The organism is Rhizobium acaciae (genome assembly GCF_025941625.1).
Lineage (GTDB): Bacteria > Pseudomonadota > Alphaproteobacteria > Rhizobiales > Rhizobiaceae > Rhizobium > Rhizobium acaciae.
In genome coordinates this window covers 83,201-108,181 of sequence record NZ_JAPCZO010000018.1, presented here as the reverse complement: position 1 = coordinate 108,181, position 24,981 = coordinate 83,201, and the positions used below count along the sequence as shown (strand labels likewise).

Annotated in this window: 25 protein-coding genes; 7 read left to right on the top strand and 18 right to left on the bottom strand. The window is 61.7% G+C overall.

The annotated features are described in order from the left end of the window. The first annotated feature begins 13 nt into the window (after positions 1 to 13). Positions 14 to 1,303, top strand: a complete 1,290-nt coding sequence (locus OLZ32_RS26365; RefSeq protein ID WP_264398511.1) for an amidohydrolase family protein — start codon at positions 14 to 16, stop codon at positions 1,301 to 1,303. A gap of 403 nt (positions 1,304 to 1,706) precedes the next feature. Then, positions 1,707 to 2,699 carry a carbon-nitrogen hydrolase family protein gene (locus OLZ32_RS26360; RefSeq protein WP_264398509.1) on the top strand — a complete coding sequence of 331 codons (993 nt, stop codon included), beginning with the start codon at positions 1,707 to 1,709 and terminating at the stop codon, positions 2,697 to 2,699. Between the two features lie 335 nt (positions 2,700 to 3,034). Here OLZ32_RS26360 and OLZ32_RS26355 read toward each other — a convergent pair whose 3' ends face one another. The 3 genes from OLZ32_RS26355 to OLZ32_RS26345 form a co-directional block, all read right to left on the bottom strand. Beyond that, positions 3,035 to 3,901 carry a protein-L-isoaspartate O-methyltransferase family protein gene (locus tag OLZ32_RS26355; protein WP_264398508.1) on the bottom strand — a complete coding sequence of 289 codons (867 nt, stop codon included), beginning with the start codon at positions 3,899 to 3,901 and terminating at the stop codon, positions 3,035 to 3,037. Between the two features lie 291 nt (positions 3,902 to 4,192). Then, positions 4,193 to 4,891 (bottom strand): ribonuclease activity regulator RraA, encoded by a 699-nt coding sequence (locus tag OLZ32_RS26350; protein ID WP_264398507.1) that lies wholly within the window; start codon positions 4,889 to 4,891, stop codon positions 4,193 to 4,195. 27 nt (positions 4,892 to 4,918) lie between these two features. Then, complete coding sequence (locus tag OLZ32_RS26345; protein ID WP_264398506.1) at positions 4,919 to 5,704, bottom strand: SDR family oxidoreductase; 786 nt, start codon at positions 5,702 to 5,704, stop codon at positions 4,919 to 4,921. 97 nt (positions 5,705 to 5,801) lie between these two features. Here OLZ32_RS26345 and OLZ32_RS26340 point away from each other — a divergent pair, with 97 nt between their 5' ends. Then, a complete protein-coding gene (locus tag OLZ32_RS26340; RefSeq protein ID WP_003549302.1) occupies positions 5,802 to 6,674 on the top strand; it encodes a LysR family transcriptional regulator in 873 nt (290 codons plus the stop codon). A 6-nt stretch (positions 6,675 to 6,680) separates the two neighbouring features. On the opposite strand, the gene msrA is transcribed toward OLZ32_RS26340, so the two are convergent. After that, positions 6,681 to 7,190: a peptide-methionine (S)-S-oxide reductase MsrA gene (gene msrA / locus OLZ32_RS26335; protein WP_264398505.1), complete on the bottom strand. Its 510-nt coding sequence runs from the start codon at positions 7,188 to 7,190 to the stop codon at positions 6,681 to 6,683. A gap of 187 nt (positions 7,191 to 7,377) precedes the next feature. Between msrA and OLZ32_RS26330 the strand changes: the two genes are divergently transcribed. From OLZ32_RS26330 to OLZ32_RS26315, 4 genes are read left to right on the top strand one after another with little or no spacing between them, the layout of a single operon-like run. Next, positions 7,378 to 8,523 (top strand): extracellular solute-binding protein, encoded by a 1,146-nt coding sequence (locus OLZ32_RS26330; protein ID WP_264398504.1) that lies wholly within the window; start codon positions 7,378 to 7,380, stop codon positions 8,521 to 8,523. Then, positions 8,523 to 9,413, top strand: a complete 891-nt coding sequence (locus OLZ32_RS26325; RefSeq protein WP_264423515.1) for an ABC transporter permease — start codon at positions 8,523 to 8,525, stop codon at positions 9,411 to 9,413. The genes OLZ32_RS26330 and OLZ32_RS26325 overlap by 1 nt, the downstream gene beginning before the upstream one ends. Beyond that, positions 9,410 to 10,237 (top strand): ABC transporter permease, encoded by an 828-nt coding sequence (locus OLZ32_RS26320; RefSeq protein WP_029875360.1) that lies wholly within the window; start codon positions 9,410 to 9,412, stop codon positions 10,235 to 10,237. The genes OLZ32_RS26325 and OLZ32_RS26320 overlap by 4 nt, the downstream gene beginning before the upstream one ends. A gap of 31 nt (positions 10,238 to 10,268) precedes the next feature. Then, complete coding sequence (locus tag OLZ32_RS26315; protein WP_264398502.1) at positions 10,269 to 11,345, top strand: ABC transporter ATP-binding protein; 1,077 nt, start codon at positions 10,269 to 10,271, stop codon at positions 11,343 to 11,345. 28 nt (positions 11,346 to 11,373) lie between these two features. Here the strand turns inward: OLZ32_RS26315 and OLZ32_RS26310 are convergent, their stop codons facing one another. The 14 genes from OLZ32_RS26310 to OLZ32_RS26245 all read right to left on the bottom strand — a co-directional run bounded on the left by OLZ32_RS26310 (position 11,374) and on the right by OLZ32_RS26245 (position 24,955). Further along, positions 11,374 to 12,207, bottom strand: coding sequence for an inositol monophosphatase family protein (locus OLZ32_RS26310; RefSeq protein ID WP_264398501.1), 834 nt, complete (start codon positions 12,205 to 12,207; stop codon positions 11,374 to 11,376). Positions 12,208 to 12,309: 102 nt separating this feature from the next. Then, a complete protein-coding gene (locus OLZ32_RS26305) occupies positions 12,310 to 13,203 on the bottom strand; it encodes a ribokinase (RefSeq protein ID WP_264398500.1) in 894 nt (297 codons plus the stop codon). Between the two features lie 23 nt (positions 13,204 to 13,226). Further along, the gene (locus OLZ32_RS26300) at positions 13,227 to 13,874 is read right to left on the bottom strand and encodes a TenA family protein (protein WP_264423513.1); all 648 of its coding nucleotides are present in this window, start codon (positions 13,872 to 13,874) and stop codon (positions 13,227 to 13,229) included. A gap of 2 nt (positions 13,875 to 13,876) precedes the next feature. Further along, entirely contained in the window at positions 13,877 to 14,719 is an 843-nt protein-coding gene (locus OLZ32_RS26295; protein ID WP_264398499.1) for a BtpA/SgcQ family protein, read from the bottom strand. A 35-nt stretch (positions 14,720 to 14,754) separates the two neighbouring features. After that, entirely contained in the window at positions 14,755 to 15,528 is a 774-nt protein-coding gene (locus OLZ32_RS26290) for a glutamine amidotransferase (protein WP_264398498.1), read from the bottom strand. A gap of 37 nt (positions 15,529 to 15,565) precedes the next feature. After that, a complete protein-coding gene (locus tag OLZ32_RS26285; RefSeq protein WP_264398497.1) occupies positions 15,566 to 16,645 on the bottom strand; it encodes a phosphotriesterase family protein in 1,080 nt (359 codons plus the stop codon). A gap of 4 nt (positions 16,646 to 16,649) precedes the next feature. Next, a complete protein-coding gene (locus tag OLZ32_RS26280) occupies positions 16,650 to 17,654 on the bottom strand; it encodes an ABC transporter permease (RefSeq protein WP_029875352.1) in 1,005 nt (334 codons plus the stop codon). Further along, the gene (locus OLZ32_RS26275; protein WP_264398496.1) at positions 17,651 to 18,472 is read right to left on the bottom strand and encodes an ATP-binding cassette domain-containing protein; all 822 of its coding nucleotides are present in this window, start codon (positions 18,470 to 18,472) and stop codon (positions 17,651 to 17,653) included. Before OLZ32_RS26275 ends, OLZ32_RS26280 begins: the two co-directional genes overlap by 4 nt. Beyond that, positions 18,469 to 19,422, bottom strand: coding sequence for an ABC transporter substrate-binding protein (locus tag OLZ32_RS26270; protein WP_003549273.1), 954 nt, complete (start codon positions 19,420 to 19,422; stop codon positions 18,469 to 18,471). The genes OLZ32_RS26275 and OLZ32_RS26270 overlap by 4 nt, the downstream gene beginning before the upstream one ends. Before the next feature lie 38 nt (positions 19,423 to 19,460). Then, positions 19,461 to 20,483 (bottom strand): LacI family DNA-binding transcriptional regulator, encoded by a 1,023-nt coding sequence (locus OLZ32_RS26265; RefSeq protein WP_221946731.1) that lies wholly within the window; start codon positions 20,481 to 20,483, stop codon positions 19,461 to 19,463. A 253-nt stretch (positions 20,484 to 20,736) separates the two neighbouring features. Beyond that, positions 20,737 to 21,807 (bottom strand): ABC transporter ATP-binding protein, encoded by a 1,071-nt coding sequence (locus OLZ32_RS26260; RefSeq protein WP_017992321.1) that lies wholly within the window; start codon positions 21,805 to 21,807, stop codon positions 20,737 to 20,739. After that, on the bottom strand, positions 21,804 to 22,631 hold the full coding sequence (locus tag OLZ32_RS26255; protein WP_003549270.1) for a carbohydrate ABC transporter permease: 828 nt from the start codon (positions 22,629 to 22,631) through the stop codon (positions 21,804 to 21,806). The genes OLZ32_RS26260 and OLZ32_RS26255 overlap by 4 nt, the downstream gene beginning before the upstream one ends. Beyond that, on the bottom strand, positions 22,628 to 23,530 hold the full coding sequence (locus OLZ32_RS26250; protein WP_028743425.1) for a carbohydrate ABC transporter permease: 903 nt from the start codon (positions 23,528 to 23,530) through the stop codon (positions 22,628 to 22,630). The genes OLZ32_RS26255 and OLZ32_RS26250 overlap by 4 nt, the downstream gene beginning before the upstream one ends. 192 nt (positions 23,531 to 23,722) lie before the next feature. Beyond that, positions 23,723 to 24,955 (bottom strand): ABC transporter substrate-binding protein, encoded by a 1,233-nt coding sequence (locus tag OLZ32_RS26245; protein ID WP_264423509.1) that lies wholly within the window; start codon positions 24,953 to 24,955, stop codon positions 23,723 to 23,725. Positions 24,956 to 24,981: the final 26 nt, after the last annotated feature.

The window sequence follows — 24,981 nt, the reverse complement described above, 5'->3', positions numbered from 1 at the left end:
CAATGAGGCTCCGATGTTCGATCTGATCGTCAGAAATGCAAATCTCCCCGATGGCCGAACCGGCATTGATATCGGCATCCAGGGCGGCAAGATCATCGCTCTTGAGCGCAATCTCCCGGCGCAGGCGGCGGAAGAAATCGACGCAACCGGCCGGCTGGTCAGTCCGCCCTTTGTCGATCCGCATTTCCACATGGACGCCACCCTGTCGCTCGGGCTGCCACGCATGAACGTATCCGGCACGCTGCTCGAAGGTATCGCGCTCTGGGGAGAATTGCGGCCGATCGTGACGAAGGAGGAACTGGTCGATCGTGCGCTACGTTATTGCGATCTGGCGGTGACGCAGGGCCTGCTCTTCATCCGCAGCCATGTCGATACCAGCGATCCCAGGCTGGTGACCGTCGAGGCGCTGATCGAGGTTCGCGAAAAGGTCGCGCCCTATATCGATCTGCAGCTGGTCGCCTTCCCCCAGGACGGTTATTACCGCTCGCCGGGCGCAATCGATGCGCTCAACCGCGCCCTCGACATGGGTGTCGATATTGTCGGCGGCATTCCCCATTTCGAACGGACGATGGGCGAGGGTACGGCCTCTGTCGAGGCGCTCTGCCGCATCGCCGCCGATCGCGGCCTGCCTGTCGATATCCATTGCGACGAAACCGACGATCCGCTCTCGCGCCATATCGAGACGCTGGCTGCTGAAACCATCCGCTTCGGCTTGCAGGGGCGCGTCGCCGGCTCGCATCTGACTTCGATGCACTCGATGGACAATTATTACGTCTCCAAGCTCATACCGCTGATGGCGGAGGCCGAGATCAACGTCATCCCCAATCCGCTGATCAACATCATGCTGCAGGGCCGGCACGACACCTATCCGAAACGCCGCGGCATGACCCGCGTGCGGGAACTGATGGATGCCGGGCTCAACGTTTCCTTCGGGCACGATTGCGTCATGGACCCCTGGTATTCGATGGGGTCGGGCGACATGCTGGAGGTCGGCCATATGGCAATCCATGTCGCGCAGATGGCCGGCATCGACGACAAGAAGAGGATCTTCGACGCACTCACCGTCAATTCTGCGAAGACGATGGGGCTTGCAGGCTACGGCCTGGAAAAGGGATGCAACGCCGACCTTGTCATCCTCCAGGCGAGCGACACGCTGGAAGCGCTGCGGCTGAAGCCGAACCGACTGGCGGTGATCCGCCGCGGCAAGGTCATCGCCCGCTCGGCGCCGCGCATCGGCGAACTTTTCCTGGACGGGCGCCCTGCGCGGATCGACGGGGGCCTGGATTACGTGCCTCGTTATTGAGCGCGGCGGAGGCTTCCGGCTTACCGGAGGAGCTTCCGTCTGCGCCAAAACAAAAGGGCTGCGAAGTCGCCCAGCCCCTAACCTAAGTGTGAAAAACAAGTATCCTGTGATGCACTATTCGCTTGCGGCACGGGCATTGCGAGCGGTTTGGCTTGCTGAAGATATTTCCGGGAAGCATTCGCTTCGCCTGACCGTCGCTTTAATCGGGATTATCGCAACTGCTTGACGAATCAGCACCTGCTCGACAATTTTATCTCGGCGTGGCCTGCGCCTAACCTCCCAGACCTTCCCCAGCATGGTCTTGAACGGAGGCAAAGGGACTTTCGTCTCAGGCCGCTGTCTTGGTCCGATCGTTTCGGGCGGGTTGCTGGGGAACTGCGTCCGAGACGTGAAAGGCCTGATAATGACGCAAAACGGAAATCTCAAACGCCTTGTACGTGCTCGCACAGCCAAAACCGGCGAGTCTTACACCGCAGCTCTTCAACATATCCGCCAACTACCGGACGAGCCCGTGATTCGTTCAATACGGATCGCTGTCGCCCAGACATCGCTGTTCAACGATCCTCGTGATATTTCGGCGCTCCGTGCCAGCGCATCGGAAATGCGCCGCCTTATGGAGGAGGCGCATACGACAGGCGCTCGCCTCATACACTTCCCCGAGGGCACGACCTGTTCGCCTAACAAGCGCATCATGTCTGAGAATGGCCCTCGGGAAATTGGCCCGTCCGATTGGACTCGCTGCGAATGGAGTGTTTTGCGGGAGGAACTGGAGGCAACCAGAAAATTTGCGAGTGAACTTAAGCTATGGACGATATTCGGCTCCGTCCATCAGCTCACTTCGCCACATCGACCGCATAACAGTCTCTATGTGATATCCGATCGTGGAGAGTTGGTGACACGTTACGACGAGCGTCTGCTATCGAATACGAAGGTCTCTTTTATGTACTCGCCGGGAAAAAATCCGGTGACCTTTGAGGTGGATGGTCTCCGTTTCGGCTGCTCGATGGGCATGGAACTGCATTATCCGGAAATTTTCACAGAATATGAACGGCATGATGTCGATTGCGTACTGTTCTCCACCACAGGCGAGACGCCTTCAAAGCCTTCACTGGCTTTTGCTGCGGAGGCATTAGGACACGCTGCTAGTAATTCCTACTGGATCAGTTTTTCAGCTCATGCGCCGCAGAGCGTCACGGTCCCTTCCGGAATAGCTGCGCCTGATGGGCAATGGGCGGTACGATGCCCCACAAGTGGGGAAGCTGCGATCGCTGTTACGACCATCAGAAATGATCCAGTGTCTCCTGCAAGACCTTGGCGGCGAAACGCTCGTGCCGACCTTTACACGCCTCACCAGATAGATGGTGATCCGAGGAGTGACGGTCGCAACCTATTCTGACGAATAGGCGCAGGTCAGCGGGGTGGGTTACCCGCTGACCTGCCGCTGCACGGCAAGGACGAATTTCCTGCCTTGTCGCGGAGATCCTGACTTTCGAACGCGGCAAAAGTCGGGATTTTTGCAACACACGGGTAGCGGCACAGATTGGTGAGAAGCGGGCTGTCTTCTTCCCATTGGGTTTCGCGGGATACCCACCATTCGGTATTGCAGAAGTCGGTCGCAGATCGTCGATTTCTGCGGCTGATATTTGCGACAGAAAATCCCTGGAAAATCAGCGCTTCCGGTACTGTCGCGGAATTTGGGAATTACGCGACAGTATGATGCCGAAGCGTCGTCTAAGCATAGGCTAGGCACCAGCCGGGAGCGCGAACCCAACATCGCTCGGCCGGCACCTCATCAGTACGATACAGCCGGGTCACCCGCTTGTGCTCCCCGCTCTCGAACGCCGCCGCGAGCGCTTTTTCCGATTCCTCATCGCGCATTCCTTCGCAGGGGAAGATGGCGACCGGCGAAATCCATTGCGCGTGAAATTCCTCACCCCTACGCGTCACGAGGAACACCGCCCCGCGAAGGTGCATGTTGCTCCAATTGCTGCTGGTAAATCCAAGATCGGTCGTGAGCGGTAGGATCAGCCTTCCGCCATTATTGAGCCGATCCAGCCAGATATTCGCGGGCCGGGTTGCTCCAGCATTCACATAGATCACATCGGCTGAATCGAACGCTACGGAGCTGCCATCTCCCTGGACCACGGAAACGATCGGATAGGCAGCGAGATTTGCTTTCGCCCGCGCAGCAAGCTCCTGCTCGAACTCAATCGCCGTCACCCTGCCGGATGCGGCAACGAGGTTCGCCATGATCGCAGAATAGTAGCCGGCACCAGCGCCAACATGCACGATATGCTCGCCTGCTCGCAGGGCGGCCTGCGAAAGCAGGAAGGCATGAAGTGAAGGTTGTCCGTTGTTGATGTGGCGCTCAGGGACGATACCAACAACGTCATCCGTATAGAGGTAGACCGGGTCGGCGGTCGGGGTCGGTACATAGGCTTTTCGCATTCGGAAGATCGGCCACGGACCGAGACCAAGGAAATCTTCTCGCGGTACTTCGGCAAAGGCTGCTTCAACACGTTCATCGACAACTCTCACAGCCGCCGTGATCTGCTTCGCATAAGCTCGCCGCACGATCTTCATTTCGTCAGGTGTCATCGGCAGAACCAACTCCATTGATTCCTGTCGCGAGAGTGCCGAAACATGTGACAGATATGATCCAAGTCAATGTCGACCTGCAAAGTCCGCTCTAGACGTCCTCGCCTCCTGCCATGAACGGCCGAGATGAGGTCGGAACCGGCCGTTCAAATGTCGCAAGAATCCTAAGTTTCGCGACAAAAATCGCCACCGCAGAAAAGTCGGGGAAATTTCTGTCGCAAAAGTAATTCACGTTTTGGGTTACGGGCTGGGCGAAACCGTGGCCACTACAATCCGCCCTGGCCCGGAGCTTTACTTCTTCGAGGCCTCGTAAAGCGCTTTTGTTTCCGCGTTCATCGGGTAGAGGCCGGGCAACGGTACGCCTTCATCGATCCTGGTCATGATCCAGGCTTCCATGCGCTCCTGTTCCGGCGCTTCTGCCAGCACCGCCTCGAGCAGATCGGCCGGGATCAGCACCGCGCCGTCCTGGTCGACGACGATGATGTCGTCAGGAAAGACCGCAACGCCGCCGCAGCCGATCGGCTGCTGCCAGGCGACGAAGGTGAGGCCGGCGACCGAAGGGGGTGCTGCGACACCGCGGCACCAGACCGGCAGGTTCGTGTCGAGCACGCCGGCAAGGTCGCGTACGACACCGTCGGTGACGAGGGCTGCAACGCCTCTCTTCTGCATGCGGGCGCAGAGGATATCGCCGAAGATGCCGGCATCGGTAACACCCATCGCGTCGACGACGGCGACACAGCCTTCCGGCATCGCCTCGATCGCGGCGCGTGTCGAGATCGGCGAGGCCCAGGATGCCGGCGTCGCCAGATCTTCGCGGGCAGGCACGAAGCGCAGGGTGAAGGCCGGGCCGACGATGCGCGGCTGACCGGGCTTCAGGGGAACGGCGCCGCGGATCCAGACGTTTCGCAGGCCTTTCTTCAGAAGAACGGTCGTCAGGGTCGCCGTCGAGACGGTCTTGAGGGTTGCTATCGCTTCAGCGCTGAGGGCCATCGGTTATCGGTTCCAACTCGGTTTCTGTCAGATGCTCTGGATCATGCCGCCATCGACGCGGATCACCGATCCGGTAAGATAGGAGGCAGGCTCGCTTGCCAGGAAGGTGACGATATTGCCATATTCTTCCGGCCGGCCATAGCGGCCGAGCGGAATGCTGCCGGTGCTTTCTGCGACGACGTCATCGATGGAGCGGTTCTCGCGCTTGGCCTTCTGCTCGTCGAGGAAGGTGATGCGGCCGGTGGCGATCCGGCCGGGCAGGACGATGTTGACGGTGATGCCGTCGCGTCCGACCTCACGCGCCAGCGTTTTCGACCAGCCGACTAGCGACAGGCGCAGCGCGTTCGAAATGCCGAGATTGGGGATCGGCGCGACCACGCCCGAAGAGGTAGAGGTGACGATGCGCCCCCATTTCCGCGCCCGCATCTGAGGCAGCACACGATCGGTAATGGCGATGACCGAGAGCACCATGCTTTGGAAATACTGTTTCCACACCGTCGGATCCTGGCCGGAGACGGTGGTCGGCGGTGGGCCGCCGGTATTGTTGACGAGGATGTCGACCGGTCCGAACTGCCGTTCGATTGCAGCGACATGCGCATCGATCGAGCCGAGATCGGAAAGATCCCATTGCAGTGCCAGCGCTTTGCCGCCTTCGGATTGGACCGCAGCCACGGTCTTCTCAGCGGCGGCGAGATCGATATCCGCCGCGGCAATTCTGGCGCCTTCGCGCGCAAGCTTGGCGGCTATCGCGCTGCCCAGTCCGCCGCCGGCGCCAAGCACCAGGGCCGTCTTGTCCTTCAGGCCGAAATCCATTTCATCCGTCTCCTCGTATGGTCGGGCCATCTTTCGGGGCAATGGATCGTAAATAAAATATCGCTTTTGCTTCGTTCAGGAGATAGAAAAACTATCGATGGACACACGTTTTCTCGAAACCTTCATTGTCGTTGCCGAGCGGCACTCGCTGGCGGAGGCCGCCCAGCGGCTAAACCTCACGCCTGCCGCTGTCGCCCAGCGTATCCGCGCATTGGAGGCCGAGCTCGGGGTGCGACTGCTGGTGCGCTCCGGCCGCGTGATGCGGCCGACGGAGGCGGGTTTTGCCATTCTCGAACGCTGTAGGGATCTGGTGCGCGATACACGCGACCTGAAGGCCATGGCCGGCACCGCGACGCTTTCGGGTGAGATGCGGATCGGGGCGATCAATACGGCGCTGACCGGTCTCGTTCCCGGCATTCTCCACCGCCTTGCGCAGGACTATCCGCTGATCGAAATCTTCCTCAAGCCGGGCGCGTCGATGGATCTCTATGCCGAGGTTCTGAACGGCACGCTGGACGCCGCCTTCATTATCGAGCCGCGATTTCCGATGCAGAAGACGCTGACCTTCAACAAGCTGCGCCAGGAACCCCTGGTGCTGATCGCGCCGCGGGACTGCGAAGGCGCCGATCCGCTCGAACTGCTGCAGACCCTGCCCTTCATCCGCTACGACCGCAACCAGTGGGGTGGCCACATCGCCGACGAATATCTGCGCGAGATCGGCATCCGCCCGGTCGAGCGTTATGAGCTCGACGCGCTGGAGGCGATAGCGGTGATGGTAGACCGCGGTCTCGGGATCTCGATCGTGCCGGATTGGGCGCCGCCCTGGCCGGCGGGATTAGATATCGTCAAGCTGCCCCTGCCCCGCTCGTCCGCTGTGCGCACGGTCGGTATCGTCGTGACGCGATCCTCGCCACGGGCAAATCTCGTCGCCGCGCTTCTGGAAACCAGCCGCGCGGCGATGGGAGCCTGATCAATTTCAGGCGATCTTCTGGCGGACCGGCAGCTTCCAGCCGGGCCGGACGAAATGGCAGGTATAGCCATTCGGAATCCGCTCCAGATAATCCTGGTGTTCGGGTTCGGCTTCCCAGAAATCGCTAACCGGCACGACTTCGGTGACGACCTTGCCGGGCCACAGGCCTGATGCATCGACATCGGCGATCGTATCCCTGGCGACGCGCTCCTGCTCAGGGGTGACGTAGAAGATTGCCGAGCGGTAGCTCGAGCCAACATCATTACCCTGGCGGTTGCGCGTGCTCGGGTCGTGGATCTGGAAGAAGAATTCGAGGATTTCCCGATAGCTGATCCTTGCGGGGTCGAAGATGATCTCGATCGCCTCGGCATGGGTTCCGTGGTTGCGGTAGGTGGCATTCGGCACATCGCCGCCGCTATAGCCGACGCGGGTCGAAATCACGCCCTTGTATCGGCGGATGAGGTCCTGCATGCCCCAGAAGCAACCACCGGCGAGGACTGCACGTTCTTCGGTCATTGGATATCTCCTTTTCCGCAAGAGATAGTGTCTCCTGCCGCCGATTTCCACACGGCGCAATTAGCACAGCTGTGCAATTTCCCTGCCGAGACGCCCGATCCTGTCATGTCGATGTTACGCGCCGGCGCTAGCAAGGCCTTGGACAATCCTGCGGAGGCTGAGCCTCGACACCAGATGGAGACGGGTTATGAATAGACGCGAATTTCTGATCACATCGTCGGCTGCAGCCGGTCTGCTGGCTCTTCCACGTTTCGCATCGGCTGCGGCCGGCACGATCGACCTCTACAGCGGTTCGGATGCCAACATCGTCGACCTCTGGAACAACGTCATCCGCCCGGCTTTTGAAAAGGCGCATCCGGGTGTTGCCCTGAAGGTGACCGATGCCGGCGACAATAATGGACTGCGCGCCATCGCCGACCGTGCGCTCGCGGCGCTGAAGACAAAGACCGATCCGCAGGCCGACCTGTTCGAGCAGTTCGATCCGCGCCTGCCGTCCGGCGGCATCGATGCCGGGCTCTGGGTCAAGTTCTCCGCCGAGAACATCGAAGGCTACGACCATATCAACCCGCTTGCCTTCGATACCCCCTACTCCCTTCCCTATCGCGGTTCGCAGGTGCTTCTCGCCTACGATACGACCAAGCTCGATCCGAAGGATGCGCCGAAGAGCTGGGATCAGCTCACCGCCTGGATCAAGGCCAATCCGGGCCAGTTCATCTACAATCGTCCCGACAAGGGCGGTTCGGGCGGAAACTTCGTCCGCCGCGCGATCCATGAGGCCAATGGCCGCGATCCGAAGAAGTTCAAGGTGGACAATTTCAGCGCCGACTTCGCCACCGAGGCGCTGACGCCGGCCTGGAAGATCCTCAACGACCTTGCCCCGGCGCTCTATGACAAGGGCGCCTATACGGCCGGCAACACCCAGTCGATCCAGCTGCTGGCCCAGGGCGTCGTCACCATGGTGCCGGTCTGGTCGGACCAGGTGCTGCAGGCGATCTCCCAGGGTGTGCTGCCTGATACGACCGGCCTCGTGCAGCTTAGCGATCTTGCCCTTTGCGGCGGCTTCTCCAGCATCACCGTCTTCTCGAACGGCGCCAACAAGGATGCGGCGCTGAAGCTTGCCGCATTCATGCTGACGAAGGAGATGCAGGAAGCGATCATCACGGAGATCGGTGGCTTCCCCGCCATCTCCTGGGATCACATCTCCGACGATTTCCGCAAGAAATATGCTGACGTCATTCCGTCGACCATCCCGACCTTCCCGAGCGGCGATTGGGAAAAGGCGATCGCCGACGGCTGGTACCGCAATGTCGCGCCGAGCATCAGCCGCACCTGATGTCCACTGACACTGCGCCGGCGGTTCTGCGCCGTCCCCGGTCCATCAACAGGGGGAGTTCCATCGGGCTCCTCCTCGTTGCCCTGCCGGTCCTCCTGCTCGCATGGCTGATCGTCTTTCCGATCTTTTCGGCGGTCGTCGGCACGATCTTCGTCCGAGGTCCTGACGGCGCGACGGAATTCTCGCTTGCCTCCTATCGCTTCTTCTTCACCGATGGCTACAGCCTCGGCAATTTGTGGCTGACGCTCTGGACCACCGCCGTCTGCGGCATTCTGCTTTTGGCGATCGGCCTTCCGATCGCGCTTTACCTCCGGTTCTCGCAAGGACGCCTTGCCGCCTATGTGCAAGCTCTTGCGATCTTCCCGATGTTCGTGCCGTCGATCATCCTTGCCTATGCGCTGATCAGGACCATCGGGCCGAACGGCACCGTCGACCTGTTGCTGAACGCTGTCAGCCTGCCGAAGCTGCGTACGCCCTATCTGACGCCGTGGGGACCGGTCATCGGCCTCGTCTGGGACAATCTTCCCCTGACGGTGCTGATGCTGACGGCCGGGCTTTCCTCCGTTTCGAACAGTGCTATCGAGGCCGCTCGCGATGTCGGCGCAGGGCCGCTCCGGGTGTTCATCTCGATCATCCTGCCGCGCATGGGCAATTCCCTGCTGGTCACCGCGTCCTTCGCCGTGCTCGGCATCTTCTCCGCCTTCACCCTGCCCTATGTGCTGGGCTCGGCATCGCCGGAGATGATGGGGCCGTTCATGCAGCGCACCTTCGCCGACATGAACGACCCGCTGAACGCCATGACCCAGGCCGTCATCACCTTCGGCTTCTGCCTGGTCTTTGGCATCTTCTATATCAGGTCGATCGCCCGCAACCGCGAGGCCCAGCCATGAGCGCCGGTAGATCGGGCACGGATCTTCGCTTCGACTGGATCGGCTTGCTCTTCGCCTGCCTGCTGACGCTGTTCATCGCGCTGCCGCTGATCGTCGTCGGAACATGGGCCTTCACCGAGGTCTGGCGTTATCCATCGGTGATCCCGCAGCAGTTCGGCCTGCGTTTCTGGGGCCAGACGCTGGCGCGTCCGGATGTCTGGGACGCTCTCTTCCTCAGCCTGCGGCTGACGACGACAGTCACCATTCTTTCCGCCGTGATCTGCCTTCCCGCGGCTTACGCCTTCGCGCGCATGCGCTTTCCCGGCAGGAACATCCTGTTCCTGTCGTTCCTTGCATCGCATGCCTTCCCGAAATTCGGCCTGCTCGTCGCCATTGCCGGCATCTTTTTGCAGCTCGGCCTGATCAGCACCTTCTGGGGCGTCGTGCTGATCCAGCTTGTCGGCACGCTGATGCTGATGATCTGGATCCCGGTCGCAGCCTTCCAGAATGTCGACCGGCGCATGGAAGAGGCGGCGCGCGATGCGGGTGCCACGCCGCTGCGCGTCTTCTGGTCGATCACTCTGCCGCAGGCCGGACCCACGATCGCCGCCGCACTGCTTTTGACCTTCGTCGGCACCTTCTACGAGACCGAAGGTGCCTGGCTGATCGGCGCGCCTCAGATCCGCACCATGCCGGTGCTGATGATCAGCTTCATCAACAACCAGATCGTCGTGCAATACGGCGCCGTACTGTCAGTCATGCTGTGGGTGCCGTCCTTCATCGCGCTGATGTTTGCCCGCCGCGTGATCGGCACCGGCGCATTCGCACGAGGCTTCGGCGCATGAGGCGCGTACCAGTTCAAGGAAGGGTTTGAGAATGGCACATCTGGCGATCGAGGGTGTTTCGAAGCTGTTCGGGACCACCTTTGCCGTTCGCGACTTCTCGCTCGAAGTCGGCGACGGCGAGCTGGTCTGCCTGCTCGGCCCGTCCGGTTCCGGCAAGTCGACGCTTCTCCGGATGATCGGCGGCTTCGAGCGCCCGAGCGGCGGAACGATCCGCATCGACGCGAAGGATGTGACGACGCTGCCGCCCGAGCGACGCCCGACCGGCATGGTGTTCCAGAGCCATGCGCTCTGGACGCACATGGATGTCTTCAACAACATCGCCTTCGGCCTGAAGCTCCGCCGGCTGCCGAAAGCAGAAGTCCGCCAGCGTGTCGAGGATGCTTTGGCCTTGGTCGGTCTCGCCGATTACGGACGGCGGATGACGACTCAGCTCTCCGGCGGTCAGCAGCAGCGCGTTGCGCTTGCCCGCTCGCTGGTGCTCGAGCCGAAGATCCTTCTGCTCGACGAGCCCTTCGCCAGCCTTGACCAGCACTTACGCGAAAGGCTGCGGGAGGAAGTGCGCGATATCCAGCAGCGCCTCGGCATCACCACGCTCTTCGTCACCCATGGCCAGGACGAGGCTTTAGCGCTCGCCGACCGCATCGTCGTCATGCGCGACGGGTGTACCGAACAGATTGCGCCGCCGAGCACCATCTACCGGCAGCCGCAGACGGCCTTCGTCGCCGGTTTCATCGGCTCGATGAATTTTGTCCAGAGTCAGACCAGAAACGGCGTCTGCGAACATCCGCTCTTCCCGCTTGCGGTTCCTGTCGAGGATGGGCCGGTGACGCTGGCCGCCCGCCCGGAAGCGCTGACCATCCGTCCCTCGGATCGGGTCGACGCCGCGACAGTCCATCGCACCGTCGATTTCGGCACCCACAAGATGGTCGATGTCGATCTTGCCGACGGCACCCGCCTGAAAGCGATGGTGGCGCCGGACGATCGGATCCGGGCCGGGATGAGGGTCGAACCGAGTTTCGCAGGCTTTTTCGTCTTCCGCGACAACGAGCTCGTCCATCAGTCGACGCCGGCAAAGGGCGATACCGAGGTCGAGCTGTTGCCAGTCTAGGCAGCCGGCTTCTATCGGGCGCGCCCGTTCACGCCTTACTCTGGAAGCCTTCGAGCAACCAGGGATGCAGCGCCTTGCTGGCGGCCAGGATATCGCTCTTTCCGACAACCTTAGCGCCGGAAAAACGGGTGACGATGCCGCCCGCCTCTTCGACCAGCAGCGCCGAGGCGCCGAAATCATGGATCGCGAGCCCGTCTTCGAAGAATCCGTCCAGCCGGCCGCAGGCGACATAGGCGATCGACAGTGCCGCCGAGCCGAGGCGGCGCACACCCGCCGTATTGGCCATCAGGCGTTTGATCGCATCGAAATAGACCTCTTCCGGAACCGCCTTGACCTGGCCGGGGATCGGCAGCCCGGCGCCGACGAGCACGTTCTCGATGTCGCCGACATTGGCGCAGCGGATGCGTTCGCCGTTCAGATAGGCGCCGCCGCCGATCTCGGCGCTGAACAGCTCGTCCTGCATGGCGTCATAGACGACGCCCATGACGAGCCTGCCGCTTTCGACGATCGAGATCGTCATGCCGAAATGCGGAATGCCCCAGGCGTAATTGGTCGTGCCGTCGATCGGGTCGATGTAGATAACAGGCGTTTCCGGACCCGCCGTGCGATTGCCGACGGCTTCCTCGCCCTGGATGGCATAGTCCGGGAAGGCCTTCGTCATCTCGTCGACGATGATCCGCTCGACGGCGACATCGATTTCGGTCTGATAATCGCGCGGCGCCTTGGCGAGCATTTCTGCTGACGTTCTTCGCCGCAGGGAGCCGCGGGCAGTTTCGCCCGCCTTCAATACCGTTTCGGCAAGCACGACGAGGCGGGACGAGGCGGTCGGGGAAAGACGCGCGGAAATCGGGGAAGATGTCATGAGAAAAGTCCGGATGCTGCTGATGACGGAGTGAATCGCGAGGAGCCCATCCCTTCGCAGAGGCCAATGATGGTTTTATGAAGCGCGCCCATGCCGAGCGGATTATCTCAGGATCGCTTCAAGCTCGGAAATGGTCGGAAATGCCTTTCTTGTTCCATGTCTTGAGACGGTGATGGCTGCGGCTGCAACTGCGTGTTCGATGGCTAGCCTGTCCAGGCGCTGCCCGCGCAGCGCGCAGGATGCAAGTGCTGCGGCCATGAAGGTATCGCCTGCGCCCGTTGTATCCACAACCTCGCAGACCTGGGCGGGCACTTCGATGCTATCGTGCCGGTTCACGAGCGTCGCGCCGTCACCGCCCAGCGTCAGGACGATTTCGCGCGGCCCGCGGCTCAGCAGATATTCGGCAGCATCCCTGCCTGTTGTCCCGGTCAGGGTCTGCGCCTCGCCTTTGTTGAGAAAGGCGATGTCGATCAGATCCCAGAGATCGGAGAAATAGGCGCGCACCGGCGAGGGATTGAAGGCGGTGACCATGCCGATCGCTCTTGCATGTTCGAGGATGTCGCGGGTCGTCTGGTCGGACAGATTGCCCTGCAGCATCATGAAATCGCCGCGACCGGCCGTCGACAGGATCCGCCTGACATCGGACAGGGACAGGCTCTGCGCCGATTCCGTCGTCGTGACGATGGCATTCTCGCCGCCCGGCAGCCGGAAGATGATCGAGACGTCGCTCGATGCATCTTCCATTTCGATCAACTCGCTCCGAAGCGGCTCGTCCGCGAGGTAATGGCGTATCGTATCGGCCCTCGCATCCTTGCCGACAGGCGCCACCAGCGTTGTCGGAACGCCGCAGCGGGCCATGACGACCGCCTGGTTCGTGCCCTTGCCGCCGAGATCGCTGCCCCCGGCTTTGCCCAGGATGGAGGCACCGATGAGGGGAAGTTCGGAAACGGCGATGGTTTCGTCGATGGCGACGTTACCGATTATGTAGGCGCGCATGCATCCGCTTTCGCAAGGTGAGGCTAAAGGTAAGGCGCATCGTGAAAATTGATCTCGAGCTGCATCGCCCGGCCGAAGATCGCGCTGAGCCGCGCCTTTTCATCCTCTTCCAGCGTTTCTCCTGTCATGTCGAGTTCATTCTTCAGCCATTGCGCCTGGGCGGCGAAATTCGGATCGACATGCAGGTCGACCCATTCTTTCAAGAGGGGATCGCTGATTGGGCAACTGGCCGCTTCCTTCGACCAGGTCCAATACATCCACTCGGCCGCAAACATCGCCGCGACCGTATCGAGGAAGCCGCCCTGGCGGGCGATCTCCAACATGCCGGCGCGAAAGGCCTCGACCTCGGCGATGCCGGTGTCGAAGGATGAGGGATCGATGCCGCGGCTGGCGAAGGTACGCTCGAAATAGGCGATCTGCTCGTTGGCAAGCGCGTCGAGAACCGTGATCAGCCAGCGCTTCTGTGGCATCGTCCCGGCGGTCGCCGCCGCATAGGCAAAGATCGAGATAGCGCTGTCGACGAAGGCGCCTTCATAGACGAGATAACGCTCGAAAGCCTCCTTGCTCAGCCTGTCGTTCTTGACGTCCTCGACGAAGCGGTGACTCAGCATCGTCCGGAAGACGGCGTTGTTCTCGCGCAGGATGCGGTCTGAAAGGCTTTCTGCCGCCATGCTCAACCCTCCAGCCCTGGTTCGGCGGCAGCCCGGAAGGCGCGCACCCGCTCTATGTCGACCGGGTTCCACCAGACGCCGCCGTGCTTCAACGAAGACGCAACGATGACGCCATTGGTGCGGCTCAGAATATCGACGATATTGTCCTTGTTGACGCCGGAACCGACGAGCAGTGGCAGATGCGTCGCCGCGCCGATTTCCTCGATCTCTTCCATCGTTGCCGAATTGCCGGTCCGTTGGCCGGTGGCGATGACGCCGTCGGCATCGAAGAAGGCAAGGTCGCGGGTCAGCTCCTGGATCGAGCGGTCGGCGACGATAGCGTGGCTGCCATGCTTGACGTGGCTGTCGGCAAAGACCTTGATGTGCTCGGCCCTCAGCAGCGAGCGATAGCGCATGGCTTCGGCGGCCCTGCCCTCCATGAAACCTTCATTGGCGACATAGGCATTGGCCCATTGATTGACGCGGATGAATTTGGCGCCGCCGGCGATGGCGATGGCGAAGGCCGGGATCGGCGCGTTGGCAAGCACGTTGACGCCAAGCGGAATGCCGGCCGCGCGCGCGATCCGGTCGGTGACGACAGACATGAAGCCGGTCGTCTCGGGGCCGATATCCTCGGGCTTCGAAAACGGCACGTCGCCGTGATTTTCGATGATCAGGCCATGCAGGCCGCCTTCCACGCAAGCTTCGGCGTCGCGCATGCAGGCGTCGTAGATCGCATCCGTCGCAGCCCCCTGGTAGCGCGGCGCGCCCGGAAAGGCCGGGCAATGGATCATGCCGATCAGAACCTTGTCCCTGCCGAAAATATCCCTGATGGCGTTGGACGGCCTGTCCGAAATTTCCTGCATGTCATTCCCTTTCCAATTCCTGCCGCGCGCTGAAATCACGCCTGCTTTTCGGTGAGCCAGCCGAGGATGTTCTTCCAGAGCCGGCCGTAGCCTTCCCATTCGCAGAAAGCGGGCGAGAGCCAGTGCGGGCCGATATCCGACGTCCAGGCTGCCGTCCGCCCAGTGCCGTGCGTGCCGACGACGAGCAGCGGATGGCCGCCCTGATCCTCCGGCAGGCGCGCGAGGATCTCGACATCGGCACGGTCTCGCACTTCGACCTCGTTGACGCCAAGAAGCACCGGCCAGGCGCCTTCAAGGCCCCGCATCGTCGGATGATCAGGCTTCACTACTTCGGCGACGGTGCCCTCGGGGATCTCGACGCGGTCGTCATAAGGCAGGCACGTGACGGGCAGCGTGTCTTCGACAGGGGTGCGCCGCCAGCGCGCCTTGCCGTCGATGCCCTGGAAGGAGAAATAGCCGCCGACCATCAGCAGACCGCCGCCCTTCTCCACCCAGGCCTTCAGGAGCTTCAAACGGTTCGGCACGGTGCGCGAATGCAGCCACACATCCGGCGGCAGCAGCAGCGAGTTGGCGCCGATATCGGAGAGGATGATGGCGTCATAGGCATCGAGCCCCGCCATATCGAATGGGAATTTCTCCACCGCCTCATGCGCCGGCATATAGGTGAGTTCGAAGGCGCTGCCGGCGAGCGCCTTGACCAGCGGTTCGGCGCCGAGATGGAAGGTGACGCTGCCGAACTGGTCGAAGCCTTTGTAATGCGTGGCCGAGCTGACCCAGCTCTCGCCGACAAGGAGGATTTTCTTGGTCATGGTCTGCGTTTACCTGTGATCGATTGAATGGATAGAGCTAGGCTCTGGCGTCAAAGACGCGTCGGGGATTGCCGCGCATCATCTCGTCGAGAACCGTCCTGTCGAGGCCGTGCCGTTCCAGACGAGGCAAGAAGTGGCGAAGGATGTAGGCGTAGCCGTTGCCGCCGTAATGCGTCAGCATCATCTTCAGAAAGACGTCGTGCGACAGGAGAATCCGGTCGAGATAGCCGGCCTCGACGAGACGAACGATCGCGCGCGCTGCCTCCTCGTCGCTCGGGCACTGCACCTGCTGGTCGGCATAGAAGAAATCCATGCCGATCATGTCATATTCGATGAAGGCGCCACGCTCCGCCAGCTCGCTCTGATAGGCGATGTCGTCATGAGACGGGTTCATGTGGCAAAGCACGGTGTGGCGGAGATCCGCCCCCTCTTGCGCCACCACGTCGAGCACGCGGTGGCCGAGACGGAACCAGCCCGGCAGATGCACCATCAGCGGAAGTCCGGTCAGCACCTGCGCGCGGGCCGCGCCGCGCAGCGACTTCTCCTCCTCGGCGGTGAAATCCGAGGAGACGCCGATCTCGCCGATCAGGCCGATCCTGACGCCGGTGCCGTCGACGCCTTCCCTCGCCTCGCGGACGATTTCGCCCGCGATGTCATCGACGCTCATCGCGGCGACGCCTTTCGGATGTGAGGAGCCCAGGTAATAACCCGCCCCCATCACGATGTTGAGACCGGATGCTTTCGAGATGCGCTGGAGCGCCAGCGGATCACGGCCGATGCCCTTGCAGGTCGGCTCCACCACCGTGCGGCCGCCTTCTGCTGCGAAATCCTTGAGCTCGGAGATCGCCAGATGTTCGTCGTCGAGGGTGATATTGTGCTTGTTGACGAAGGGGTCCTGCCTGAGTTCACCGAGGATCTCCATGCAGACGAAGCTTTCGGCGAGATATTGCCGTTCCGGCGTCTTCGGCGCGTGCCACCAGCAGCGGCAGTCGTTGAGGATATGCTCGTGCATCAGCGTCACGCCGAGTGCATCCGCCGAAACGGGGCCGGTAACGGTCATCAGCTTGCCGGAGCGGACATGCGCTTCGGACAGGCTTTCTGCTGTCTGTTCGCTCATCGCTTCATCCTTTCCTGCCCAGCCGGAAATGGAAATTGGCCGTGAAGATGCGCGTGTTCAGCCAGATGGCGACGAGGATGATGGCGCCGGTGACGATCTGGGTGAAGAACGGCGATATATGCATCAGGATCAGGCCGTTGCCGATGACGGCGATGGTCAGCGTGCCGAGCACGGTGCCGAGGATGGTGCCGCGTCCGCCCATCAGCGACGTTCCGCCGAGCACGACGGCGGCGATTACCTGCAGCTCGAAGCCGACCGCGGCATTGGACGAACCGGAGCCGAGGCGAGCGGCGATCAGCAGGCCGGCGACGGCGCAGGCGATGCCGGAGATGATATAGACCGAGGCGATGATCCATTTGGCGGGCATGCCGACACGCCGGGCCGCCTCTGCATTGGAGCCGACCGCCACGACCTGGCGGCCATATTTGGTCGCGGTGATGACGACGTAACCGAGAATGGCGATGACGACGGCAATGACCGCCGGGATCGGGAAGCTGAGGATTTCGCCCCGGCCGAGCGCGAAGAAGCCCGGCGCATCCTTGATCGGAATGGAATAGCCCTGGGTCAGATAGAGCGCCAGACCGCGCAGGATCGAGAGGCCGGCAAGTGTGACGATGAAGGCCGGGATGCCTTGATAGGCGGTAAACCAGCCCTGGACCAGCCCCATGAAGCCGCCGAGCACGAGCATGCCGATGACGACCGACGGCCAGGGAACGCCCATCGCCATGACGATTGCCGCCACCGCATTGACGAGGGCGACCTGCGAGCCGACGGAGAGATCGATGCCGCCGGTGATGATGACGAAGGTCATGGCGATGGCGACAATCAGAATGGGGGCCGCTTGCCTGATGATGTTCAGGATGTTGCCGAGCGTGAAGAAGGTTTCGCTGCCGATCGAAAAGAAGATCATGCAGGCCAGGAAGAAAATGGCGATCGACAGGACCTGTGCGTGTTCGCCGAAGAAATCGGCGACGCGCGAGCCGTGGCCGCGTTCCGTATAAGCCGTCATTGTCTGGCTCCTTCACCGACGATCAGCCTGACGAGATCCTCGAGGTTGGTGCTGCCGATCTGCCGTTCGGCCACCTTCGTGCCCTCGTACATCACCGCGATACGGTCGCAGACCCGGAAGAGATCCTGCAGCCGGTGGGTAATGAGGATCACCGAGACCCCGTTTGCCTTGACGCGGTTGATCAGGGCCAGAACCGCTTCGACCTCGGCGACGGCAAGCGCCGATGTCGGCTCGTCCATGATCAGCACCTTGGGCTTGAAGGAGGCGGCGCGTGCAATGGCGATCGCCTGACGCTGCCCGCCGGAGAGCTGGGCGACCTTGCCGGTCAGCCTCGGGATGCGGATCTCAAGCGAATCCAGCATCTTGCGGGCTTCCGTCAGCATCGTCCTGGTGTCGAGAAACGGCCCGCGGCTGAGTTCGCGGCCGAGGAAGAGATTGCCGACGACATCGATATGATCGCAGAGGCTGAGATCCTGGAAGACCATTTCGATGTTCCGCCCACGCGCATCCGCGGGACCGGAGAAGCGGACCTCCTCACCTTCCATGGTGATCGTGCCGGCATCGGGAATGTAGGTTCCCGAGATGATCTTCGTCAGAGTCGATTTGCCGGCGGCGTTATCGCCGACGAGGCCCAGGCATTCGCCGGGGAAGATGTCGAGATCGACGCCGCGCAGGGCCTGGTGCGAGCCGAAAGACTTGCGGATGCCGCGCAGCGAGATGCGCGGGTCGGATCGGGTGCTGCCGGATGTTCCGGTTCCGGAGGGTGCGAGCCCTCCGGAACCGGCGGCAGCGATGTCACGCTGTCCACTTTCGATCATTTGAAGACGGCCCGGTATGGCTCGACATTCTCCTTGGTCACGATGGTGATCGGCACCGAGATCGTCTTGGTGACGGCTTCGCCGGCCGAGGCCTTGACGAGCGCGTCGACGGCGGCACCACCCATTGCGGCCGGGTCCTGCTGGACGACGGCGACGACGAAGCCGGCATCGATGCCGGCAATGGCTTCGGCGGTCAGATCCCAGCCGAACACCTTGATCTTGTCCTGCTTGCCCTGGCTCTGGACGGCGGCGATCGCCCCCATCAGGGCCGGCTCGCCGGTGGCGTAGATCGCGGTGAGGTCAGGATTGGCGGTGATCAGGTTTTCAGCTGCCGCAAGGGCGTTGTCCTGGATGTTCTGCCCGTCGACGACGCCGGCCATTTCAATGCCGTCGACGCCCTTGAGGGTCTTCTCGAAGCCGTCCTGGCGGATGTTCTGGATGAACGAGTTCAGCGCGCCGACGACGCCGAGCTTGGCCTTGCCGCCCATGTTCGCCTTGACGTAGTCGAGGAAGTATTTGCCCATGTCGGCGCCGGCCGCGGCATTGTCCACGCCGATCTGCGCCTTCTGCGGACCATCCGGCAGAATGGCGTCAATGGCGACGACCGGAATGCCGGCATCGGCCGCCTGCTTGACGGCCGGCATGATGCCGTTGACGTCGATCGCCACGACGGCAAGGCCGGAGACCTTTTCCTGGACGTAGGTTTCGATCGCGCTGTTCTGCGCGGTCGTTTCGTTGTTGGCGTTGAAGATTACCAGCTTGACGCCGGCGGCATCGGCCGCCTTCTGGGCGCCCTCATTCATCTGATTGAAGAAAAGCGCCTGCTGGTTGATCTGCACCAGTGCGACGGTCTTCTTTTCCTGCGCCTGAGCGCCAGTGAGGCCGATGAAGGTCAATGCCGTAAATCCGGCGGCTGCGATCATCGTTCGTCTTGTCAAATTCCGTGTCATGTTCTCATCCTCTTTTGGTTTTTTGACGTTGCTGATTATTATTTCGCAGGCGGCGCAACGGAGTTCCGCACCACGATTTCGACAGGCAGGAGTTCTTCCGAGGCGGATGGTTTCCACTCGTGCCAATTGGTTTCCAGAAGCAGCTCCAGCGACCGCCTTCCGATCTGACGCACCGGCTGGCGGATGGCCGTCAGCGGCGGCGCAAAGAGATGAAGCGGACCGACATCGTCGAAGCCGATGACCGAGATGTCAGCAGGGATCGAGACGCCCTGGCTTCTGAAGACCTCGACGAGCCCGATGGCGATCTCGTCGGAGCTGGCAAAGATCGCCGTCGCCTTTCGGTCTCCGGAGAGATAGTCGAGCGCCGCCGCACGGCCGTATTCGATCGTATATTCGCCGGCATAACGATCGGCCCGGGCCTCGCCACCATGCCGCTCCCTGAGCGCCTTCAGCAGGCCGTCATAACGCCTGCGGGCGCTGATCATGCGCTCGTCGCCGCCGATGAAGAGGACGTGGCGATGGCCTTGTTCGGCCAGGTGCTGGCCGGCGAGATAACCGCCCTGCTCATTGTCGCAGAACAGCTTCGGCGCCTTCGAATCGGGAATGTCCTCGTCGACGATGATGACCTTGCCGCTGCCGTTGATCAGCGCGGCAAGCGCGCCGTCGTCGGGGTGGTTGGTGACGAAGATCAGGCCGTCGACGTGATTGCGCTCGATCAACTGCAGATATTCGATCTCGCGCCCCGGCCGGTTGAGGGTGGCGTGCAATGAGACCGCGAGCTTCTTTTCATCGGCCGCCTGCTCAACGGCGGCGACAAGGGTCGCGAAGAAAGGATTGGCGATATCGGGTACGACGAGGCCGATCGTGTCCGAACGCCCCCTGCTCAGCCGGCGCGCATGCGGGTTCGGCCGGTAGTTCAGCGTCTTGATCGCATCCTCGATGCGCTTCTTGGTCTGAAAGGGAAGATCGAGGCTGCCGTTGACGAAACGCGACACGGTGGTGACCGACACGCCGGCAGCCGCCGCAACATCCTTCAAGCTTGGTGTCGTTCCCTTGGCCATTGACCAGACCTATTGTAAAGCGGTTTAGTAAAGCGCTTTACAAGACAATATCGATTGCTCGCCGTTGTCAACAGCGTTGATCGTGTGGGATCTGTTTTTCTTGCGATCCGATCGAGCTCGACTGGACAGGCCCTCAGGCGATCGTCGGGTCGAGCTTGTCGCGCAGCCAGTCGCCGGTGATACTTTCGAGATCCGGCTCGACGGCGTCACCGGGTTCGATTTTATGACAATTCCAAGCCGAGGGCTGCTGCCTTTATATGAGGTGATCCGTCGATGCGTCGAAGAGATGGACCTGGCCCGGATCGACCGAAAGTCCGATCATGTCTCCGGCCTTGACCCTGTCGCGGCGCGTCTCGACGATCGTCAGCTCCGGCTGGGTCTCCGCGACGATGAAGGTCGACGAGCCGGTCGATTCGACGAAGGCGATCGGCACGTCGAAGCTGCCATGCCCAGGCTCGACGACGCCGATATGTTCCGGCCGGATGCCGGCGATGAGCTTACGCCCGGGTTCGATGGCGCGTGATATCGCAAGCGTCTGTTTCACCGCGCCGAAATCCAGGATCAGGCTCTTTCCGTCTTCCGCGGCAATCGCGGGGATGAAATTCATGGCCGGCGAACCGATGAAACCGGCAACGAACCGGTTCGCCGGCCGGTCGTAGAGGTCCAGCGGCGCGCCCTGCTGTTCGATGACGCCGTCGCGCATCACCACCACATGGTCGGCCATCGTCATCGCTTCGACCTGGTCGTGCGTGACGTAGACGAAGGTTGCGTGCAGTCGGTCGTGCAGCGACCGGATTTCCTTGCGCATGTGGACGCGCAGCGCAGCATCGAGGTTGGACAGCGGCTCGTCGAACAGGAAGGCCTTGGGGTGGCGGATGATGGCGCGGCTCATGGCGACGCGCTGGCGCTGACCGCCGGAAAGCTCGCGCGGATAGCGCTTCAGGAGATGGGAAAGACCTGTCGTCGCCGCCACGTCCTCGGCGGCCTTCTTGGCCTCGGCCTTGGCGATGCCGCGGATGCGCAGGCTGTAGGTCAGGTTCTCCTCGACCGTCATATGCGGATAGAGCGCATAGGACTGGAACACCATGGCGACGTCGCGCTTGCGCGGCGGCACGCCGTTCATCAGCTCGCCGGCAATCCTGAGATCGCCCGACGAAATGCTTTCGAGGCCGGCAAGCGAGCGCAGCAGCGTGGACTTGCCGCAGCCCGACGGGCCGACGAGCGCAACGAAAGTGCCCTTGGCGATCGAGAGGTCGATATTCTTCAGGGCGTGGAAGGCGCCGTAATATTTGTTGACGCCTCTGAGCTCGATCTGTGTGGTCATTTGAGGGCTCCAGAGGTGAGGCCGGATACGATGCGGCGCTGCAAGAGAACGAAGATGGCGAGGATCGGCGTCACATACATCGTGGCGTAGGCCATGATATTGTTCCACTCGTTGGTGTTCGGCCCCATGAAGGAATTGAGGCCGACGCTTGCCGGCTGAAGCTCGGCCGCCTGGATCATCGACTTCGAATAGACGAATTCGCCGAAGGCCTGCATGAAGATCAGGATGGCGCTGACCAGGATGCCGTTGCGGGCGAGCGGCAGCACGATGTTGAAGAAGGCGCCGACGCGCGAATTGCCGTCGACGAGTGCCGCCTCCTCCAGCTCCTGGGGAACGCTCATGAAGGTGGCGCGCACCAGGATGACGAAGAAAGGCATGCTCTTTGCCGCGACCGCGATGATGACGGCAAGGCGCGGAGTGGAAAGCAGGCCGATCTGCGAGAAGCCGACGAAGATCGGCGTGATCATCAGCGAGGCCGGCAGGACCTGCAGCATCAGGATCAGGAACAGGCCGATATCCACCCAGACGTTGCGGTACCTGGCAAGCACATAGGCGCAGCCGACGCCGAGCAGGGTGATCAGCGCCACGGAACCAAGAGCGATGACCAGTGAGTTCCAGAGGTAGCGGCCCATGTCGCGGCTTTCCCAGACCGCGGCATAGGTGCCCCATTGCGGCGAGGTCGGCCAGAAGCTCGGCGGCGTCGCGAACATCTCCGAGCCGCTTTTCAGCGCGGTGATGTACATCCAGTAGAGCGGGAACAGATAGATCGCCGCCATGACGATCGATATCGCGAGCATCAGCCGGTCGCGGTTCGTCGTATTCATCCGCGCACCTCGTGGCGTGTGGACCGGACATAGACGACGGACGCAAACATGACGAAGACGATCATGATGACGGAGATCGTCGCGCCCTTGGCGAAGTCGTATTGGCGGAAGGAGAGATCCCAGGCCCAGTATTGCGTGACGTTCGACGAATTGTTCGGCCCGCCCGATGTAATCGCGGCGAAAAGATCGAACTGCTGCAGCGTGAAGATCAGGCCGAGCGCGATGATCGCGCCGATGGTCGAGCGCATCATCGGCAGCGTGATCGTCCAGAAGCGCTGCCAGACATTGGCGCCGTCGAGTTCGGCCGCCTCAAAGAGGTCGGCAGGAATGCCGGCAAGACCGACGGAAAGCAGGATCATGTTGAACGAGGTTCCGAGCCAGACATTGGCGATGATGACGGCATAGAGCGAATAATGCGGGTCCGAGCGCCAGAAGATGTTGCCGGAGATGATGCCGCTTTCCTTGAGAATGAAATTCAACACGCCGAAATCGCCGGAGAGAATCCAGTTCCAGATGGCGCCGACGACGAGACCGGGCATCACCCAGGAGACCAGGAACAGGCCGCGCATCCATGAGGCGCCGGGAAAATTGACCCAGAAGAACAGCGCCAGGCCGAAGCCGATCAGGAACTGGCCGGCGATGGAGCCAACAACGAAGATGACGGTGTTGTAGAGGATCGGCAGCGTTTCCGGCTGCGCGAAGAGGTCGGTATAATTCTTGAAGCCGACGAAGGGACGCGAGAAGGTCCCGAGGCTGAACATGTCGACCTCCTGGAAACTCATCACGACATTGTAGATCAGCGGCAGCCCCGCCATCAGGAACAGAAAACCGAGCGGGAAAGCGACCAGTACGATATCGAAACCGCGGCCGTCCCTGACGCTCATCAGGATCCTCTTCATGGGTCCTCCGATACTCCGAACGGGGCCGCCTGGCGCATGATGCGAAAGACGGCCCCTGCCGGGAGGAAATGGTTGAGTTATCCCTTCTCCCGCAAAGGGAAGAAGAGGAACAAGTGGTGCCCCCGGCCCTTCGCTTTGGGCATCTTCTCCCCGCTGGGGAGAAGAGGGAGTAAGAGCCTGGCTCGACGCTAGCTAGCCAAGCACAGCCTTGATCTTATCCGCAGCCTGGTCGAGCGCGTCTTTCGGGCTCATCTGGCCGGTCAGTGCTGCCTGAATAGCGTCCTGGATCGCCTTGGAGATCTTCGGCCATTGCGGATGCGGGCCGCGCGGCTTGGCGTATTTCAGCTGTTCGAGGAAGACCTTGAGGGCGGCATCCTTCAGCGGCTGGCCGGTCTCGGGGATCGAGATGTCGGAACGGGCCGGAAGCTGGCCGAAATTCTTGAACATCTTGTCGTCTTGCGAGGCGAAAAATTCGAGCGCCTTGAAGGCTTCGGCCGGATGTTTGCTGGTGGCGAAGATCGCCCAGTTGAAGTCACCCATGGCCGAGGAGCGTTCAGCGCCTTCCTTCGGAACCGGAAGCAATGTGACGCCCCAGTCGAACTTCGCTTCCTGGCTCATGCGGTCGAGTTCCCAGGGACCCGAGATCGCCATTGCCGCATTGCCGGAGTTGAAGGTGCCGGTCGAATCCCACTGGCCGCGCGTCAGCGTGTCGGGGGAAGCGAGCTTCTCGTCAATGATCGTCTTCCAGACCTCAAGCGCCTTCACCGCGCCGTCGGCATTGATATTTTCATAGCTGCCGCCACCCATCTGAGCCCAGGGAAGGAACTGGAAGGTGCCTTCCTCGTTGGCCTTGGCCGAGAAGGCGAGACCGTAGACGTTCTTGGCGGGGTCGGTCAGCTTGCGCGCATCCTCGACGAGCTCGTCCCAGGTCTGCGGTGGCTTGTTCGGATCGAGGCCCTTCGCCTTGAACATGTCCTTGTTGTAGTAGAGCGCGATCGTGTTCGTCGCCTTCGGCACGCCAAAATACTTGCCATCCCACTCCACGGATTTCAGCGGTCCGGGGAAATAGTTTGCTGGCTTGATGACCGTCGACTTGGAGATCATATCGGTGAGGTCGAGGAAGGCGCCGCGCGACGAGAACAGCGCATGCTCCGGATTGTCGACGGCGATGATGTCGGGCGCCTGGCCGGTCGCATAGGCGCGCATGGCCTCCGTGACGACGTCGTCGAACTGGATCAGCCGGTATTCGATCTTGATGCCGTTGTTCAGGGCGTCGAACTCCTTGACGAGGTTCGGCGCCGGCTGGATGTCCCTGTCCAGCGACCAGAGCGTCAGCGTAACGTCTTCGGCCCTGGCCGAAAGGCCGGTGAGCGAGACGCCTGCAAGCGCCAGAGCGCCCAGAATTGCATATTTGCGGATAGCCATGGTTCTCCTCCTTTGTGGTTATCCCC

Coding starts and splice junctions, on each gene's coding strand:
- OLZ32_RS26365 (WP_264398511.1), top strand. CDS start 14: ATGTTCGATCTGATCGTCAGAAATGCAAATCTCCCCGATGGCCGAACC.
- OLZ32_RS26360 (WP_264398509.1), top strand. CDS start 1,707: ATGACGCAAAACGGAAATCTCAAACGCCTTGTACGTGCTCGCACAGCC.
- OLZ32_RS26355 (WP_264398508.1), bottom strand. CDS start 3,901: ATGACACCTGACGAAATGAAGATCGTGCGGCGAGCTTATGCGAAGCAG.
- OLZ32_RS26350 (WP_264398507.1), bottom strand. CDS start 4,891: ATGGCCCTCAGCGCTGAAGCGATAGCAACCCTCAAGACCGTCTCGACG.
- OLZ32_RS26345 (WP_264398506.1), bottom strand. CDS start 5,704: ATGGATTTCGGCCTGAAGGACAAGACGGCCCTGGTGCTTGGCGCCGGC.
- OLZ32_RS26340 (WP_003549302.1), top strand. CDS start 5,802: ATGGACACACGTTTTCTCGAAACCTTCATTGTCGTTGCCGAGCGGCAC.
- msrA (WP_264398505.1), bottom strand. CDS start 7,190: ATGACCGAAGAACGTGCAGTCCTCGCCGGTGGTTGCTTCTGGGGCATG.
- OLZ32_RS26330 (WP_264398504.1), top strand. CDS start 7,378: ATGAATAGACGCGAATTTCTGATCACATCGTCGGCTGCAGCCGGTCTG.
- OLZ32_RS26325 (WP_264423515.1), top strand. CDS start 8,523: ATGTCCACTGACACTGCGCCGGCGGTTCTGCGCCGTCCCCGGTCCATC.
- OLZ32_RS26320 (WP_029875360.1), top strand. CDS start 9,410: ATGAGCGCCGGTAGATCGGGCACGGATCTTCGCTTCGACTGGATCGGC.
- OLZ32_RS26315 (WP_264398502.1), top strand. CDS start 10,269: ATGGCACATCTGGCGATCGAGGGTGTTTCGAAGCTGTTCGGGACCACC.
- OLZ32_RS26310 (WP_264398501.1), bottom strand. CDS start 12,207: ATGACATCTTCCCCGATTTCCGCGCGTCTTTCCCCGACCGCCTCGTCC.
- OLZ32_RS26305 (WP_264398500.1), bottom strand. CDS start 13,203: ATGCGCGCCTACATAATCGGTAACGTCGCCATCGACGAAACCATCGCC.
- OLZ32_RS26300 (WP_264423513.1), bottom strand. CDS start 13,874: ATGGCGGCAGAAAGCCTTTCAGACCGCATCCTGCGCGAGAACAACGCC.
- OLZ32_RS26295 (WP_264398499.1), bottom strand. CDS start 14,719: ATGCAGGAAATTTCGGACAGGCCGTCCAACGCCATCAGGGATATTTTC.
- OLZ32_RS26290 (WP_264398498.1), bottom strand. CDS start 15,528: ATGACCAAGAAAATCCTCCTTGTCGGCGAGAGCTGGGTCAGCTCGGCC.
- OLZ32_RS26285 (WP_264398497.1), bottom strand. CDS start 16,645: ATGAGCGAACAGACAGCAGAAAGCCTGTCCGAAGCGCATGTCCGCTCC.
- OLZ32_RS26280 (WP_029875352.1), bottom strand. CDS start 17,654: ATGACGGCTTATACGGAACGCGGCCACGGCTCGCGCGTCGCCGATTTC.
- OLZ32_RS26275 (WP_264398496.1), bottom strand. CDS start 18,472: ATGATCGAAAGTGGACAGCGTGACATCGCTGCCGCCGGTTCCGGAGGG.
- OLZ32_RS26270 (WP_003549273.1), bottom strand. CDS start 19,422: ATGACACGGAATTTGACAAGACGAACGATGATCGCAGCCGCCGGATTT.
- OLZ32_RS26265 (WP_221946731.1), bottom strand. CDS start 20,483: ATGGCCAAGGGAACGACACCAAGCTTGAAGGATGTTGCGGCGGCTGCC.
- OLZ32_RS26260 (WP_017992321.1), bottom strand. CDS start 21,807: ATGACCACACAGATCGAGCTCAGAGGCGTCAACAAATATTACGGCGCC.
- OLZ32_RS26255 (WP_003549270.1), bottom strand. CDS start 22,631: ATGAATACGACGAACCGCGACCGGCTGATGCTCGCGATATCGATCGTC.
- OLZ32_RS26250 (WP_028743425.1), bottom strand. CDS start 23,530: ATGAAGAGGATCCTGATGAGCGTCAGGGACGGCCGCGGTTTCGATATC.
- OLZ32_RS26245 (WP_264423509.1), bottom strand. CDS start 24,955: ATGGCTATCCGCAAATATGCAATTCTGGGCGCTCTGGCGCTTGCAGGC.